Genomic DNA, 15378 nt, shown 5'->3' with positions numbered 1-15378 from the left:
GACGGATGCCGAACGGCTAGCGTCATCCGTTCGGGGAGGATGACGAGAGGATGCCGTGACGAACATCAGAACACGAGTGCGCGCGCGCCGCCCTGGCATCGTGCGCTCGCTGCGCGAGGCGGTCGACCCCGCCCGGCTGCTGCTCGTCGCCAAGACCGCACTGGCGGTCGGGCTCGCGTGGCTGATCGCCCCGCATACGCCCGGAGTCACGGACGAGTACCCGTACTACGCTCCGCTCGGCGCGCTGGTCAGCATGTATCCGACGCTGATGGGGTCGGTGCGATCGGGCCTGCAGACCCTGCTCGGACTCGCGACCGGCATCGCCCTGGCTGCAGTGGTCGTGCTGACCGTCGGGCCGACGTGGTGGTCCATCCCGGCCGTGGTCGGCGTCGGCGTGCTGGTCTCGGGCACCGGCTGGTTCGGCGTCGGGCGCGAGTACGTGCCCATGGCCGCGCTGTTCGTGCTGATCGTCGGCGGTCAGAACGCCGACGAGTACTCCCTCGGCTACCTGGTGCAGATGGGGGTCGGAGTGGTCGTCGGGCTCATCGTGAACCTGGTGATCGCCCCCGCTCCGCTCACGCTCGCCGCCGCGGCGAAGGTCGACGCCTTCCGCACGCAGCTGAGCGAGCACCTGCACGACATCGGCTCGGCCGTCTCGGAGTCGTGGCCGCCGGAGCACCAGCAATGGGCCGACGACGCGTCATCGCTCGCCGACACGACGTCGGAGCTTCGCACCGCTCTCTCTGATGCCGACGACAGCCGGCGGGGCAACCCGCGCGCGTTCGGACGCCGAGGAGAGACACGGCACATCCACGAGGAACTCACGCGCCTCGATCGCATCGCTCACCTGATCCGCGACATCTCCGACGAGATCGCCGACACCATCTGGGATCGCCCTGGCGCGCTCGAGCTGGATGCGGCGCTGCCCGAGCCGCTCTCGGCCGCGTGCCACGCGGTCGCCGAGGTCATCGCTCAGCAGGATCCGCTCACGCCCGCAGATCACCGCGCTCGAGGAGAGGCCGCCCGCGCGATCAGGCTGCTGCTCGAGACCGTCGACGACCGCACGATCGATGTGCGGCGGTCGATGGGCCCCGGCGTGCTCGCGGCCATGCAGCTGCGCCGCATCCTGATTCTCAGCGGGCACAGGGAGCCGGAAGAGGAGACCGAGGGCGAGACCGAGGCAGAAGGCGCGTAGGGGTCAAATCGTGTCGTCGGCGGCGACGAGATCGATCTGCCAGAAGCGGCCCTCGGGGTCATCATCGTCATGCGCGGCCTCAGCCTCGGCCACCGCCTTGTCGAAGATCTCCATGACTGCGGTGAACTCGGCCTCGGTGAGCCGGGTGGTCCGCTGCTGGAACACGGCATGGATGCCCGAGGCTCGACCTCCGTAGTACTCCGGCGACCACGCGATCACACGCTGGAGAAGGTCCTGATGCTCGGCGGCCACGGCTCGCACGACGGCGTCGCCGAGCTCCTCGTCGGCCACCGGGTGGTCGGGGTCGCCGACGCTCATCGCGCCCTTCACAGGCGCCCAGACGCGGTCGCGACGATCGCGGGCATGCTCAGGAGCCTCGACGATGAGGCCCGCGTCAGCGAGAGTGCGCAGGTGGAAGCTGACGCTGTTCGCGGCGACGTCGAGCTCGGCGGCGATGTCGGCCGCGCGCATGTGATCGCGGCGGGCGAGCAGGCGAAGGATCTGTCGCCGCAGTGGATGCGTGTAGGCCTTGAGCATGGCCGTCGTCATCCATACGGGATCTTCGCCGTGAATGCCGTCGCCCATGATCAGATCCTACTCGCACGAAGCATTGCGCAAGAGTAGTTGCGCAAGTCTTCTTGCGGAAGTACTCTCGAGAGCATGACGACGACCATGACCGAACCCCACCGGCTCTGGCGGAACGCCCGGTATCTGACCTGGCTCGTGAGCGACACGAGCAAGGGTCTCGCGGCGACGCTGTTCGCTTTCGCGATCCCCCTGCTCGCCCTGGTGGTCACCGACGACCCTGCTCAGGCCGGCATCATCGGCGGCGCCGGCATGGTCGCGCGGCTGGTCCTCACACTCGCCGGGGGCATTCTCGCCGACCGACACCGGCGCATCCTGCTCATGCTCATCGGCTCGCTGATCGGCATCCTGCTGGCGGGGGCATTCACGGTGCTGGCTCTCGCCGATGCCCTCACCTTCGGCACCCTGCTCGCGGCGAACGTGCTGCTGGCCGCGCGCAGCGGACTCTTCGACGTCGCCGGCGAGAGCGCGATCAAGGAGATCGTGCCCGACGACGCGATGGGCAGGGCCCAGGCCGCGAACCAGGGTCGGGATGCCGCGCTGCAGCTGGCCGGTGGCCCCCTGGGCGGGCTGCTGCTCGGCGTCGGCGGCTGGCTGGTCGGCGTCGTCATGACTCTCTGCCACACCGTCGCCGCAGTGACGGCATGGATGCTGCAGCGGCAGGCGCGCCGCGCCGGGATCGCCGACACGGGGGCCGAGGCCGATGCCGACGGCACCGGCGCGGAGGTCGGAGAGCATCCGATCGGCGACGGGCATGTCACCGCGGGGCTCGCCGCGGATCCGGCGGATGGTCTGGACTTTCCCGCAGACACCGCATCGGACGCCGGTGCGCGAGGCAAGACCAGCGCGTGGGCAGAGCTCCGCGAGGGCTTCACCTGGTTGTTCTCCCGACCCGACCTGGGCGGCGTGCTCCTCATCATCACGATCATCAACCTCGGCTTCAACGCCGCGATCACGACAGTCATGTACGCGCTCCAGCAGGCGGGTTACTCCGAGCTCCTGATCGGCTCGCTCGGCGCGGGCGTGGGTGCGGTCATGCTCGTCGGGGCGATCGTGGCTCCGATGCTCGTGCCCCGCATCCGCACGGGAGTCCTCGCGATCGCGGGTCTCTCCGGAGGCGCGATCGGCTCGATCCTGCTCTCGATGGTCACCGAGCCGTGGGCGATCGTCGTCGTGCTCGGCGCCTCGGTGCTGCTGCTTCCCGCCCTCAATGCGGGGATGATGGGCTACTTCATGGTCGCGACGCCGACACAGCTGCTCGGGCGGGCGAACAGCGCCGCGGGCGTTCTCGGCATGGGCGCGCTGCCGCTCGCGCCGCTGATCGCCGGCTTCGGCCTCACCTGGATCGGCCGCGAATGGACGATTCTCGTCTGCGCGGCGCTGTGCATCGTCGCCGTCTCCCTGGCGCTCGGCAACCGCGCGCTGCGCGCTCTGCCCGTCGAGTCCCGCTGGGCCGAGCACGCGAAGCAGTACGAGGCGTCTTGACCCTCACGTACGCCGCAGCCATCGCATGGCGAGTGTCAGCACCATAATTCACGCCGATGATCGGGAGTTGTCGGGGAGTCTCGCAACACGGAAAGAAAGGAAGAGCGACAGGATCCCGAGCAGAAGCTGGGCGACGATCACGGAGGCATCGATGCTGATGAAGGCGACGGCGTCCTCCTGAACGACGAGCGCGTGCCAGTACCGAGCGATGAGTGCGGACACGATGAGCGCAGGAGCAAAACGCCACGGGCTCGGCAGAGCTCCCCTCCACGCGATGACGGTCACGGAGACGATCAGGAGCACTGAGCCCAGGACCGGGGCCACGATCAGGCCGTACGCAAGAGGTTCGGAGAGTTGGAGACCGAGAAACTCGAACCATCCGGCATACGCGTGGCAGGCGCCGAAGCCGATCAGGGAGATCCTGCCCACGACACTCTTCCCCACCACGCTGCCACCGCCGCGCACCCCCACCGCGAACACGATGAGAGCCGCAAGAACGAGGGTTGGTATGACCGCGGCGGGGAGATAGACGATTTGGGACTGCCAGGACAACAGCGGATAGACCGCCCAATAGGCAGTCTGACCCAGCGCGGCAACGAGTAGCAGCGCCCCTCCCCACACCAGCGTCCGATTGGGCGACAGTCGTACGCTCTCTCGTGACGTCGGGCGTGCCGCCTCATTCGCACTCGTCCCACTTCGCATCAGACCCCCAGGCTCCCTCACGGGCCAGGGCCCGCGGCGTCATCACCCTACGTCCACAGATCCTGCTCCGCCAGATGAGAGGCTCCGCCACGTCTCGGAGGAGCGACGGAGGACTTCCCCGATTTCCTACGGATCCTCGCGAGGTGGATGACCGGGACTGTGACGGATGTCGGTGTCCGCGCGTAGTATCGGCGGCACGCACCTACGACCTGAGGAGACGACGATGTCAGCCCTGGAGATCAGCGAGAAGCCTCTTCCCTATGTCCGCCTCGCGACCCTGACCGAGAAAGTCGACACACAGCCCGAGGTCGCCGCAGTCGTCGGGCCGCTGTTCGACCGCGTGGCCGACGCGCTGCTGGCGTCCGGGGCGACCCCCGGCTTGCCGATAGCCGAGTACGACATGGACCGGCACGGGGTGCGCATCACCGTCGGCTTCACCTACGACGGTCCCGCGATCGACGGCCTCGTGATCGCCGAGCTGCCCGCGGTCGAGTCGGCGTTCACCGCCACCCACCACGGATCCATGGCGACGATCGACGACAGCTGGGGCGCGGTGAACGCCGCGATCACAGAGCGGGGCGCAACCGCTGTCGGTCCGTGCCGCGAGGTCTACCTGCAGTCGGAATCCGAAGACCAGGCCGACTGGATCACCGAGCTGCAGCAGCCGGTCGCCCGCGACTGACGGTCAGAGTGCGCCGGCGAGCGCCGCGACGCCTACCAGCACCGAGACCAGCGCGAGCACGAGGGCGATCGCGATCAGCACGGCGTGCACTTTCAGGAAGGTCGTCGCCTTGCCGTCGGCATCCCGTGCCCGCGGGTCGGTCGCGACGCGCTTGTAGAAGCGGGGCCACACCAGCACGTTGAAGGCGGCGTTGAGGAAGAGGACGACAGCGAGGGCGATCACCTCTCCACGGTATCGCCCGCGGCCTCCCTCTCTCCTGCTTTCGGCACGCCGCGAGATCGGGCCCCGACAGCCGCAACCGATATTCCGGAAAACTGACCGAGTCCATGTATCACCAAACGCTTGCCGTGCTCCTTACTGGTGTGATCACAATGGGACTCATGATCGACGGCGCACCCGACGGCGCCGCCCTCGATCCTGCACCGGACGACGGTGCGGCACGCTGGAGGCGAGCCGCCGACTTCTTCGACGCATGGCGAGACGGCGACAGCCGCGCGATGGACGACCTCGTGCGGCTGATGACTCCTGTGCTCTGGCACGTCGTGCGCGCCTACGGTCTCGAGCGCACGCTCGCCGAAGACGTGATCCAGACGACCTGGTTGCAGCTCGTGCGGGGACACCGATCGATCGCCGACCCGAAGGCCGTCTCGGCCTGGCTCACCACCACCGCCCGACGCGAGGCCTGGCGGGCGGGCAAGGCCCACAACAGGGTCGACACCACGGAGTCGGATGCTCTCGACGCGCTGCTCCCCGAACAGGCCTCCGCCGAAGACCGCGCCGCCACCGGCGACGAGAACCGCCGACTCTGGTCTGCCGTGCAGCGTCTCGCCGAGAGGTGTCAGCGTCTGCTGCGGGTGATCGCCTTCGAGGAACGGCCGGACTACGCACGACTCGCCGCTGACCTCGGAATGGCGGTGGGCAGCATCGGCCCCACCCGCCAGCGTTGCCTCGCGAAGCTGCGCGACCTGCTCGATGCCCCGACACCTCGGCCGGGAGGCGCCTCATGAGCGAGAACGACGGCAACAACGGCGGCGACAACCACGAGGATGCCGAGCTCTTCGCGCACCTGCGTTCGCTGTGGCGCGATGTCGATCCGATGCCCGCAGCGCTGATCGATCGCATGATCGCGGCCGTCGCGACCGAGGGCCTGTCGGCGGAATACGCACTGCTGACCCTCGTCGAGCAGCCGCTCGGTGCCGTGCGCGGAGACGCGGACGCCCTGACGCTGCAGTTCAGCGACGGCACGACGAGCATCCTGCTGCATGTCACGGGCACGGCGAGCGGCGCGCATCGCATCGACGGCTGGGTCGACACTGCGGCCGGCCTGATCGAACTCGCCCAGGGCGAGCGGATCCGGACGACGACCGCGAGCGACACGGGCCGCTTCGTGTTCGACGACGTACCAGACGGGCTGACGCTCGTGCGCCTCACCACCACGGTCGGCGACGAGCAGCGCACCCTGTCGACCCCGCAGTTCGAGTTGTGATCCACTGCGGGGCGACCCGCTCACACCGCGGGACCGCCCGCACACACCGCAGGGCAAGTCCCGCACCTCGCAGGATTCCCCGCACAGGACGCGGGTTCGCCCGCGAGGAGAGGACCGACGATGGAGCAGCCCAAGGGGTGGAGCTGGCAGGACCGGGCAGAAGGGTCGATCCGTCGAGGGACGGCACTGGATCCGTCCGTCGAGCCTGTCGACGGAGTCCGCGCGTTCCCGACCGCGTATCTGCAGGAGCGCCTGCTGATCACGCAGGACCAGGTCGACAACGGCCAGGAGGCGTACGACGCGGAGATCCGTGAGCTGCGAGCGGCAGCCGGATCGTTCGGCTGGAACCTCGACATCGAGTCTCCGGATGCTGTCCGCGCCGCCGACCCGCTGGTGCCCGGCGTGCCCGGCTTCCTCCGGGCACATCTCACGACCCCCGACGAGCCCGTCCGCGGCGAATCGCCCGTGCCACCCGACGCCTGGCGCGTGCTGCAGCGCGCACGACGCAGCTCGGGGACACCGATGCCGCGGACCAGCCTCGAGCACGTGCTGTCGATCGATCCTGTCGGTCTCAATCCGTTCAGCCGCACGAATCCCTTCAGCCGCACCAACCCGTTCAGCCGCACCAACCCGGTGCGCGGCGCCGGAGGGGGCGCCGGCGGCAGCGACGACTACCTCGAACCAGGCCGCGGTGCACGACAGCCGGTCGCCTGGCTCGGCCCCGCACCCCAGCGCACTGCCGCTCCGAAGCGCGGCCGTCGCCCGGTGGTGGCGGTGCTCGATACCGGATGCGGCGTGCACGACTGGCTGCCCGACGAGATCGTCACCCGGCATATCGAGCTCGACGGCGTGCCGGTCGGGCTCACGGACGACGCGGATCCCGAGCGCTACCCCGATCTGTACGGGCAGCTCGACGGCGAGATCGACGCGGTCGCGGGTCACGGCACCTTCATCGCGGGCATCATCCGGCAGACCGCCCCGGAGGCCGACATCCTGTCGATCCGCATGGCCGGCGCGCTCGGCGTGATCGACGAGAGCACGTTCCTCTCGACGGTCGCGCAAGTGGTCGAGCTGCTTCGCCGACACCGAGAGGACCCGAAGACCGGGCATCCGATCGACGTCCTGAATCTGTCGCTCGGCTACTACCACGAGACTCCGGTCGACGGTCAGTTCAGCAGGACCCTCAACGCGCTGCTCACCACGGCACGCCAGCTCGGATGCGTGGTCGTGTGCTCGGCGGGCAACGACGCGATCGATCGACCGTCGTTCCCGGCATCCCTCTGGCCGTGGCCCGGTGCCGACAACGGCATCCCCCGCGACAAGGATGCCCCGCACGTGTCGGTCGGCGCCCTCAACCCCTCCGCCCGCTCGGTCGCGCTGTTCTCGAACGTCGGTCCGTGGGTGCAGGTGTACGCGCCGGGAGCCGCGGTGGTCAGCACCTCGCCGGCGTTCGTCGGCGGCGAGCAGGCGGCCACGAGGGCAGACGTCGACGGGCTGCGCCGCGAGACGATCGACCCCGACGACTACCGCGGCGGCTTCGCGATCTGGAGCGGCACGTCGTTCGCGGCTCCGTACGTCGCGGGCCGGATCGCCGCGCAGCTCGGCACGGTGCCTCCGCAGGGCGTGAAGGCGGATGCCGCGGCCAAGGCCGTCGCCGCCGTGCTCAAGACGCTGCCGACGCCGGTCGAACGAGGGTAGGTGAAAGGTGTCTCATTTCGGCACCCCCAGAGCGACCACCACTCGCGAGAGCGCTCCGCGCTGGACCTGAGGTCCCGACCTCTGAGTGTGCTGTGGTTGCGGATCGAGGGGCCATGGCCTGACTGCACAGGACGTGCGCGACGAACGCTCCCTACCGGCGGAAAGAACCTCGGATGCGGTCACAGACCTTCCCTGAGACCGCACCGACCGGCATTCTGGTTGAATGCCCCTGTCTGCGCGCGAGCTGCACCGGCGTGGCGTCGACGCGGCCAATTCCCGACGGTTCGCGCAGGCGCGGCGCGCTCTGGCCGCGGCATCCGCCCGCACCGACGACGACAACCTCCGTGCCCGCATCGACGGGACCCTGGCGTATGTGCTCGCGCAGACGGGCGAGCCCGCCGAGGCCGAGCGACTGTCGCGCGCGGCGCTGTCGCGACCGGGGCTCAGCGCCGAGACCATCGCCCTCGCGAACGGGCAACTCGGCACTCTGCTGATGCACGGTGGGCGCCTCGATGAGGCGGACGAGTTCCTGACGCGGGCGATCGACGGCCTCGACGACGGGTCGATCCAGAGCGCGAACCTGCTGATGAGCCGAGCGATCGTCAGCATGCAGCGGCACCGACTCGACGACTGCGCGGCCGATCTGCAGCGCGCCATCGCCGCCTACGAGGCGCACGACCAACAGGAACCCCTCGCCGAGGCGCGCCACAACCTCGGCTACGCTGCGCTGCTGGGCGGCGACCTCGTCACCGCACTGGGACTGATGACGAGCTCGCGCCCGATCCTCGCGGCCACCAGCGACCTCGCCGCGGCGATCAGCGACCTCGACCGCGCCGAGGTGCTGCGCGATGCGGGCCTCACGACCGAGGCCGAAGAACTGCTCGGCGCCGTCGCGGTGCAGTTCGGGGCGCAGCGCATGCGGCAGGCCCGCGGCGAGGCCGAGTTCCACCTCGCACGATCACTTCTCCGCCACGACGCGGCTTCCGCCGAACGTGCCGCCGCGACGGCCTCCCGCCGATTCACCGCTCTGGGGAGCGAAGGCTGGGCCGCTCGCGCGGAGGCCGTCCGTCTCGAGGCCCGGCTGCGCGCGCGTCCGACGACCCAGCCCATGGCCGAGGACTTCGCGCGCACCGCCGCAGCGCTCGCCCGTGGAGGATTCCGCACAGAGGCCACTGCCCTGTCTCTGACGGCACGCCTCGCTGACGGAGGGCGGCTGCCTCGGCTCACCCGCGACGCCCCGACTCCGCTGCGTCTGCGCGAGCACGAGGTGCGTGCGGTGCGGGCGGCGTCCGCGGGCAGGGATGCCGACGCCCGCCGCTTCGCTGCGGAGGGTCTCGACCTGCTCACCGCGTGGCAGCAGTCGTTCGGCGCCCTCGACCTGCAGGCCTCCCTCGCGATGCACGGCACCGAGCTGATGTTCACCGGGCTCGCCGCCGCGGCACGATCACGCGACCCCGAGGTGCTGTTCGAGTGGTCGGAGCGCGCCCGGCACCTGAGCCAGCAGGTCGCGCCCGTGCGTCCCCCGCACGACGCAGAGCTGTCGTCCGATCTGGCCGAGCTGCGAATGCTCCGCGCCGACCTCGCGGGGTCCGACTGGACGACGGACGCTCGGGTGCGCGAGCTGCGCGACCGGGTGCGCGACCGGCAGTGGTCATCGACCGGGGCCGGTGGAAATCGCGAACGCCTCGCGCTTGTCGAGACCAGGCACAGACTCGATGACGAGACGGCGATACTCGCCTACGTGTTCACCCGCGAAGAGCTGCTGTGCGTCGTGGTGACCGCATCCGGTTCATCGATCGTCGAGCTGTCTCTGCCGCGCATCGAGGCCGCACTCGACGGCCTCCGCGCCGATCTCGATGTCGCGGCGCTCACGCATGCCGGTCCCATGGCATCGGTCGTGCAGCGGTCGCTCGACGAGAGGCTGCGCCTGCTCGACGACGCGCTCCTCGCCCCGGCGCGTGCCGCGACGGATGGGGCGGCTCGTCTCGCCCTCACCGTGCCCGGCATCCTCGGTGGCATCCCCTGGGCGATGCTCCCGGGCATGGCCGGCACGCCGTTCACCCTCGCGACCTCCGTCTCGCGCTGGCTCGGCGACTCGGGCCGACCTCTCTCCGCACAGAGGAGGCAGGCGGGCTTCGCGACCGGTCCCCGCGTCGCGCGCGCGGAAGAGGAGGTGCGCCGGGCGGCGGCGGCCTGGAGCGGCGCGACGATCCTGACCGGTGACGATGCCCGCGTCGCGGCGGTCACCGAGCTCGCCACGCACGTCGACGTGCTGCACATCGCCGCCCACGGTCGTCACGCGGTCGACAACCCGCTGTTCTCGGGGTTCGAACTCCACGACGGCACACTGTTCGGCTACGACGTCGACCTGATCTCGCGGGCGCCGGCCACGGTGGTGCTCTCGGCCTGCGAGCTGGGCCGCTCTTCGGTGCGCTGGGGCGAGGAGGCACTGGGCATGACGAGGGTCTGGCTGCACGCCGGCACCGGCTGCGTCATCGCGGCACCGGTGGTGGTGGCAGACGACATCGCCTGCGAGCTGCTCGGCGCGGTGCACGTCGAGCTGGCAGCCGGCGCGCGACCGGCCGTCGCGCTGGCTGCGGCATCCGAATCCACCGGACTCAGTGCGCCGTTCCAGTGCCACGGAAGCGGACTCTGAATCTTTTCTCCAGTCGATGTATCAGAACATCGGTGGCCGGCTCCTTATCTCCAGAAGGTGCCACGCGAAGGGCTTCGGAAACGAAGCGCGAGGGAGGCGCAGTCGAACTGGGGAAAACCCTCGTGCACTGGGGAGTGTGAGGGAACGACAGGTCACCATCTGCTCCGGGGGTGCCGCGAGAGGGGTCGCGGCACCCCCACCAGGAGTCCGCACAGGGGACGCAGCGGGCGATGCTCGCGCCCGAGGTGGGTGGGCCGAGGCAGAGCACACCGGGCAAGCCACCAGGGCCGACAGTCGGCAGGTCCGGCAGTCAGCTGGTCAGGCTGTCAGGACCTCGTAACCCGCGTCGCGGAACGCGGCCAGAGTCGCGGCATCCGCCCCGTCGTCGGTCAGGAGAACGGGGAACAGCTCCGAGCCGCCGACGGCCGCGAATGCCACGGTGCCGATCTTGCTGCTGTCGGTGACGACCACGGCCCGGCGGGCTCGCTCGGCCATCATCCGGTTCACCGCGGCTTCGCGTTCGTCCTGCGTGGTGGCTCCGGCCGCGGCATCCATGCCGTTGACCCCGATGAAGGCGATGTCGAGCCGCACCCCTCGCAGCAGCTGCTCGACGAACGGGCCCACCAGCTCATAGCTGCGCGAGTGGATCACCCCGCCGGTGACGACGACCTTGATGTCGGGTCGGGTCGCGAGCTGCGCGGCGATGTTCACGGCGTTGGTGACGACCGTGATGCCGGGCCCCGCCGCGAGATCGTCTCGAGCGGCGAGTGCCGCGGCGATGGCCGTGGTCGTGGTTCCGCCCGACAGCCCGACGACCATGCCCGGCGCGACGAGGGCGGCGGCGGCCAGGGCGATGCTCTCCTTCTCGTGCGCGCGCTGGTGGCTCTTGTAGCGGATAGGCAGCTCGTAGGCGACCGAGTGCGCGACCGCCCCGCCGTGCGTGCGGGTGAGCAGACGCTGCTCGGCGAGCGAGTCGAGATCGCGACGGGTGGTGGCGGCCGAGGCGCCGAAGCGCTCGACGAGCTCGTCGACATTCACCTCGCCGTCCTCGGCCAGCAGGTCGAGGATCGCATTCAGGCGGGCGGCGCGCTTCATGTCACCATCCTGCCCGCATTCACACGAATCACCCCGCGGACTCGAGCGCGAACAGGCGCAGCATCCGCGCGGCCTCCCCGGCGAGCGCGTCACGGGCCGGGGTCAGGTACTTCCGCGAGTCCACGAGCTTCTCGTCGGCGTCGAGCGTCGAACGGATCGCTCGGGTGAAGAAACCGTTCAGGTGCGTCGAGACGTTGATCTTGGTCATTCCCGCGCGCACGGCGTCGGAGATGACGGCATCCGCCACGCCCGACGAGCCATGCAGCACGAGCGGCACGGCTTGCTCGTCACGACCGCTGCGCTCGAGTGCCTCACGCAGTCGAGCGATGAGCTCGAGGTCGAGGGATGCCGTGCGGTCGGTCATCGCGTGCGACGAGCCGACCGCCACGGCGAGCGCGTCGACGCCGGTCGCCGCCACGAATGCGCGGGCCTCATCGGGGTCGGTGCGCACGCCCGGTGCGTGGGCTCCGTCTTTGCCGCCGACCTCGCCCAGCTCGCCCTCGATGTAGACGCCTGCGGCATGCGCCCGCTCGGCGACGGCCGCGGTGATCGCCACGTTGTCGTCGTAGGGCAGCGCTCCGCCGTCGAACATGACTGAGCCGAACCCCAGGGCAATCGCCTCATCGACCAGCTCCGGTCGCTCAGCGTGATCGAGGTGCACGGCGACCGGCGTCTGCGCGCGTCTCGCCACCGCGAGAGTCGCCAATGCGATCGGCTCGAGTCCGCCGTGATAGTCGGCGCAGTTCTGCGAGATCTGCAGGATCACGGGCAGGCGCGCTGCCTCGGAGGCGCGCACGAGCCCCTCGGCGGTCTCGAGGTGGATCACGTTGAACGCGCCGATGCCGGTGCCGCGCGCTGCAGCATCCGTCACCAGTTCTCGGGCGGAGACCAGGGTCACAGAGGGTCCTCTCGAACAGTGGGGTCGTAGGGGGCGACGACCAGGCGCTGCTCGAGCGCCGGCCAGTCGTCGGAGATCTCGCCGGCGAGCGGCATGAGCACGGCGGCAGCCGACCAGGCGGTCGCGCGGCGCAGGATCGTCTCCGGATCACGGATGCCGTCGGCATAGAGCACCGCGCACGCGGCCACTCCGGCATCACCGGCGCCGGTGGGGTTGCCCGCGAGCGGAGCATCGAGACGAGCGTGCAGCACCTCGGATGCCGTGACCGCGAGCATTCCGTCGGCGCCGAGTGACAGCAGCACGAGATCGACACCACGCTCGATCAGCGAGCGAGCGCCGTCGACGGGGTCGGTGATGCCGGTCGCCTCGACGAGCTCTGCGGCGTTGGGCTTGAGAACGGATGCTCCGGCATCCGCCGCGTGCAGAAGAGCCGGACCCGAGGTGTCGACGATCACCGGCACACCGGCGTCTCGCGCCGTGCCGATGAGCAGCGGAAGGAGCGTCTCAGGCGCCCCGGGCGGGAGGCTGCCCGAGATCACCAGCACCTGTGCGCCGGGGAGAGCATCGACGACCTCGCCGAGCAGTGCCGCCCACTCGGGATCGGAGGGGTTCACGCCCCGTTCGTTGACGATCGTCGTGTCTCCGAGCGCCTCGTCGACGAGAGCGATGCTCTGCCGAGTGGCACCCACCACCGGGACGAGCCGATGAGGCACCCCACTCGCACCGAGTTCGGCGGCGAGCTCGACGCCGCTGCCACCTCCGGCAGTCGACACCGCGAGCACCGAGGCACCCTGCGCGTGCGCGACTCTGGCGACATTGAGGCCCTTGCCGCCGGCGCGCACGGCGCCGGCATCCGCTCTGTGCGTCTCGCCGAGAGTCAGTCGGTCGACGTGCCAGGTGAGGTCGAGGGCCGGGTTCGGGGTGACGGTGAGGATCATGCGAGCTCCCGTGCGCGCAGTGCCGCACCCAGGATGCCGGCGTTGCCCGACAGTTCGGCCGGCACGAGCTCGGGAAGTCGATGGAAGCTCAGGCGTTCGGCGAGCCGGGCACGCAGCTCGTCGAAGAGCGCCCCACCTGCGCGCGAGAGCCCACCGCCGATCACGATGGCCTCGGGAGCGACGACAGCGGTGAGCTGGGCGAGCGACAGGGTGAGGGCGTCGAGCGCCGAGTTCCAGATCTCGGATGCGACGCGGTCGCCGGCCGAGGCACGGGCGATCACGTCCTTCGCGCCATCGGGGTTGATGCCGGTCGCATCGCGGTAGCGACGAGCAATGGCACCTGCCGACGCGACCGCCTCGAGGCAGCCCGTCGCACCGCACGCGCACACCGGCCCGTCGGCGATCGGCGAGTGGCCGATCTCGCCCGCATAGCCGCCCGCGGTGTAGGGCTCTCCGCCCACGAGCAGCGCACCCGCGATGCCGGTCCCGATCACGAGCACGACCGAGTTTGAGTAGGCGCGGGCGCCGCCCAGGCGGTGCTCGGCCCAGCTCGCCGCGCGCACGTCGTGGTCGAAGGCGACGGGCAGGCCGAGCTTCGCCGAGGCGAGATCGCGCAGCGGAGAATCGTGCCAGCCGAGGTTGCTCGCGAAGACGCCGAGTCCGGCATCCGCGTCGACGATCCCCGGCACCACGAGCCCCGCGGCCTGCGGCACGACGTCGGGGTGGTCTGCCCGCAGCTCGGCGGCGAGCACCCCGAGCCGCTCGATCAGCACCTCGGTGCGGTCGCCCTCGGCCACAGGGGTCGGCGTGCGACGAAGGCCGAGCGCCGTGCCGTCTGCGTCGAACAGCGCCGATTTGATGTCGGTGCCGCCCACGTCGAACGCCAGCACCGGAGTGCCGCTGCCCAGTGGACGTGCGGCGGCGAGCTTCTCGCCCGACGCATCGCTCACGACGTCGGCGATGCTCGCGGCATCCTCAGGGCTGGTCATCGAACTCTCCGCGGGTGGATCGGGTCATGCATCCAGGATGACGGATCGCGTGAGGTTGCGAGGCTGATCGGGGTCGAGACCCTTGGCGACGGCGCGGTCGAGGGCGACGCGGTGCAGGCGCACGAGGTCGGCGAGCGGGTCGATCGGATGCTGCACGAAACGCGCCCCCGTGGCCTCGACCTGCGCGGCCAGCCCCTCGGGAGCCTCGCCGAACTGCCACGTCACGCGGCCGGGTGCGGCGATCGCGATCGGACCGTGGCGGTACTCCATCGACGGGTACGACTCGGTCCACGACTGCGACGACTCGCGCATCTTCAGAGCAGCCTCGTGTGCGAGACCGACGGTCCACCCGCGGCCGAGGAACGAGTACTGCTCGGCATCGCGCAGCTCGTCGTCGTCCTCTGCCGCGAGCACGGCCGCGGCGTCGTCGATCGCCCCCGTGAGGTCTTCACCGAGCGAGGCGCGGAACAGCGCCAGAGCGGTGGTCGCGAAGCGCGTCTGCACGACCGACTTCTCATCGGCGAATGGCAGCAGCACAGCCTCGTCGACGAGCGAGACGAGCGGCGAGGTCTCGTCGCCGATCACGCCGATCGTGGGCACGCGGCCCTTGATGCGGTCGACCAGCTCGAGCACCTCTGTCGTGGTGCCGGAGCGCGTCAACGCGACGACGGCGTCGTAGCCGCGGTCGACGAACGACTCGGATGCCGCGAACGCGTCGGTCTCGCCCTGGCCGGAGGTCTCGCGCAGGAACGCATAGGACTGCGCCATGAACCACGACGTTCCGCAGCCGACGACCGCGATGCGGGTTCCGGATGCCGGCAGCAGCGCCTGCGCATCGCGGAGATCGGCCGCGCGGGCCCAGGTCTCGGGCTGCGAGTTCAGTTCTTCGCGCATGTGTGCGCCGGGCAGAAGTTCGGTCATGTCGGGCCCTCCGGACCAGATGTTGCAAGTTTGTGATCGTTTAAGTGC

Annotated in this window: 15 protein-coding genes; 7 read left to right on the top strand and 8 right to left on the bottom strand. The window is 70.2% G+C overall.

Annotation, left to right across the window (positions count from 1 at the left end; genetic code table 11):
- The first annotated feature begins 55 nt into the window (after positions 1-55).
- Positions 56-1195 (top strand): FUSC family protein, encoded by a 1140-nt coding sequence (locus ASF87_RS06955; protein WP_056375192.1) that lies wholly within the window; start codon positions 56-58, stop codon positions 1193-1195.
- Positions 1196-1198: 3 nt separating this feature from the next.
- Here ASF87_RS06955 and ASF87_RS06950 read toward each other — a convergent pair whose 3' ends face one another.
- On the bottom strand, positions 1199-1780 hold the full coding sequence (locus ASF87_RS06950) for an ArsR/SmtB family transcription factor (RefSeq protein ID WP_056375190.1): 582 nt from the start codon (positions 1778-1780) through the stop codon (positions 1199-1201).
- Between the two features lie 75 nt (positions 1781-1855).
- Here ASF87_RS06950 and ASF87_RS06945 point away from each other — a divergent pair, with 75 nt between their 5' ends.
- Positions 1856-3265, top strand: coding sequence for an MFS transporter (locus tag ASF87_RS06945; RefSeq protein WP_056375188.1), 1410 nt, complete (start codon positions 1856-1858; stop codon positions 3263-3265).
- 48 nt (positions 3266-3313) lie between these two features.
- Here ASF87_RS06945 and ASF87_RS06940 read toward each other — a convergent pair whose 3' ends face one another.
- Positions 3314-3694, bottom strand: coding sequence for a hypothetical protein (locus tag ASF87_RS06940; protein ID WP_157550018.1), 381 nt, complete (start codon positions 3692-3694; stop codon positions 3314-3316).
- Between the two features lie 496 nt (positions 3695-4190).
- Between ASF87_RS06940 and ASF87_RS06935 the strand changes: the two genes are divergently transcribed.
- Positions 4191-4649, top strand: coding sequence for a GyrI-like domain-containing protein (locus tag ASF87_RS06935; RefSeq protein ID WP_056375185.1), 459 nt, complete (start codon positions 4191-4193; stop codon positions 4647-4649).
- Positions 4650-4652: 3 nt separating this feature from the next.
- On the opposite strand, the gene ASF87_RS06930 is transcribed toward ASF87_RS06935, so the two are convergent.
- On the bottom strand, positions 4653-4871 hold the full coding sequence (locus ASF87_RS06930) for an SCO4848 family membrane protein (RefSeq protein ID WP_056375182.1): 219 nt from the start codon (positions 4869-4871) through the stop codon (positions 4653-4655).
- Positions 4872-5029: 158 nt separating this feature from the next.
- On the opposite strand from ASF87_RS06930, the gene ASF87_RS06925 reads away from it, so the two are divergent.
- The 4 genes from ASF87_RS06925 (at position 5030) to ASF87_RS06910 (ending at position 10489) form a co-directional block, all read left to right on the top strand.
- Positions 5030-5656, top strand: a complete 627-nt coding sequence (locus ASF87_RS06925) for an RNA polymerase sigma factor (protein WP_235558891.1) — start codon at positions 5030-5032, stop codon at positions 5654-5656.
- Positions 5653-6135 carry a hypothetical protein gene (locus ASF87_RS06920; protein ID WP_056375176.1) on the top strand — a complete coding sequence of 161 codons (483 nt, stop codon included), beginning with the start codon at positions 5653-5655 and terminating at the stop codon, positions 6133-6135. The genes ASF87_RS06925 and ASF87_RS06920 overlap by 4 nt, the downstream gene beginning before the upstream one ends.
- A gap of 120 nt (positions 6136-6255) precedes the next feature.
- Positions 6256-7833 carry a S8 family peptidase gene (locus ASF87_RS06915; RefSeq protein ID WP_056375175.1) on the top strand — a complete coding sequence of 526 codons (1578 nt, stop codon included), beginning with the start codon at positions 6256-6258 and terminating at the stop codon, positions 7831-7833.
- Positions 7834-8056: 223 nt separating this feature from the next.
- Complete coding sequence (locus ASF87_RS06910; protein WP_056375172.1) at positions 8057-10489, top strand: CHAT domain-containing protein; 2433 nt, start codon at positions 8057-8059, stop codon at positions 10487-10489.
- A 318-nt stretch (positions 10490-10807) separates the two neighbouring features.
- Here ASF87_RS06910 and ASF87_RS06905 read toward each other — a convergent pair whose 3' ends face one another.
- The 5 genes from ASF87_RS06905 to ASF87_RS06885 are packed head-to-tail and all read right to left on the bottom strand — an operon-like array spanning position 10808 to position 15330.
- Positions 10808-11584, bottom strand: coding sequence for a DeoR/GlpR family DNA-binding transcription regulator (locus ASF87_RS06905; RefSeq protein WP_056375170.1), 777 nt, complete (start codon positions 11582-11584; stop codon positions 10808-10810).
- 28 nt (positions 11585-11612) lie between these two features.
- Positions 11613-12482, bottom strand: a complete 870-nt coding sequence (locus ASF87_RS06900; protein WP_056375168.1) for a class II fructose-bisphosphate aldolase — start codon at positions 12480-12482, stop codon at positions 11613-11615.
- Positions 12479-13420, bottom strand: coding sequence for a 1-phosphofructokinase family hexose kinase (locus ASF87_RS06895; protein ID WP_056375166.1), 942 nt, complete (start codon positions 13418-13420; stop codon positions 12479-12481). Before ASF87_RS06895 ends, ASF87_RS06900 begins: the two co-directional genes overlap by 4 nt.
- The gene (locus ASF87_RS06890; protein WP_082508783.1) at positions 13417-14409 is read right to left on the bottom strand and encodes an ROK family protein; all 993 of its coding nucleotides are present in this window, start codon (positions 14407-14409) and stop codon (positions 13417-13419) included. Before ASF87_RS06890 ends, ASF87_RS06895 begins: the two co-directional genes overlap by 4 nt.
- A gap of 24 nt (positions 14410-14433) precedes the next feature.
- Positions 14434-15330 (bottom strand): SIS domain-containing protein, encoded by an 897-nt coding sequence (locus ASF87_RS06885; RefSeq protein ID WP_056375163.1) that lies wholly within the window; start codon positions 15328-15330, stop codon positions 14434-14436.
- Positions 15331-15378 lie beyond the last annotated feature (48 nt).

Origin of the sequence: Microbacterium sp. Leaf161, assembly GCF_001423645.1 — a bacterium.
GTDB lineage: Bacteria > Actinomycetota > Actinomycetes > Actinomycetales > Microbacteriaceae > Microbacterium > Microbacterium forte.
The sequence above is the reverse complement of the archived record's forward strand: the minus strand, read 5'-3'. Positions and strand labels throughout refer to the sequence as shown.

Excerpts from the sequence above, each read along its gene's own strand:
- ASF87_RS06945 (WP_056375188.1), top strand. The coding sequence starts at position 1,856 with ATGACGACGACCATGACCGAACCCCACCGGCTCTGGCGGAACGCCCGG.
- ASF87_RS06895 (WP_056375166.1), bottom strand. The coding sequence starts at position 13,420 with ATGATCCTCACCGTCACCCCGAACCCGGCCCTCGACCTCACCTGGCAC.
- ASF87_RS06890 (WP_082508783.1), bottom strand. The coding sequence starts at position 14,409 with ATGACCAGCCCTGAGGATGCCGCGAGCATCGCCGACGTCGTGAGCGAT.
- ASF87_RS06915 (WP_056375175.1), top strand. The coding sequence starts at position 6,256 with ATGGAGCAGCCCAAGGGGTGGAGCTGGCAGGACCGGGCAGAAGGGTCG.
- ASF87_RS06935 (WP_056375185.1), top strand. The coding sequence starts at position 4,191 with ATGTCAGCCCTGGAGATCAGCGAGAAGCCTCTTCCCTATGTCCGCCTC.
- ASF87_RS06905 (WP_056375170.1), bottom strand. The coding sequence starts at position 11,584 with ATGAAGCGCGCCGCCCGCCTGAATGCGATCCTCGACCTGCTGGCCGAG.
- ASF87_RS06885 (WP_056375163.1), bottom strand. The coding sequence starts at position 15,330 with ATGACCGAACTTCTGCCCGGCGCACACATGCGCGAAGAACTGAACTCG.
- ASF87_RS06920 (WP_056375176.1), top strand. The coding sequence starts at position 5,653 with ATGAGCGAGAACGACGGCAACAACGGCGGCGACAACCACGAGGATGCC.
- ASF87_RS06910 (WP_056375172.1), top strand. The coding sequence starts at position 8,057 with ATGCCCCTGTCTGCGCGCGAGCTGCACCGGCGTGGCGTCGACGCGGCC.
- ASF87_RS06925 (WP_235558891.1), top strand. The coding sequence starts at position 5,030 with ATGATCGACGGCGCACCCGACGGCGCCGCCCTCGATCCTGCACCGGAC.
- ASF87_RS06950 (WP_056375190.1), bottom strand. The coding sequence starts at position 1,780 with ATGGGCGACGGCATTCACGGCGAAGATCCCGTATGGATGACGACGGCC.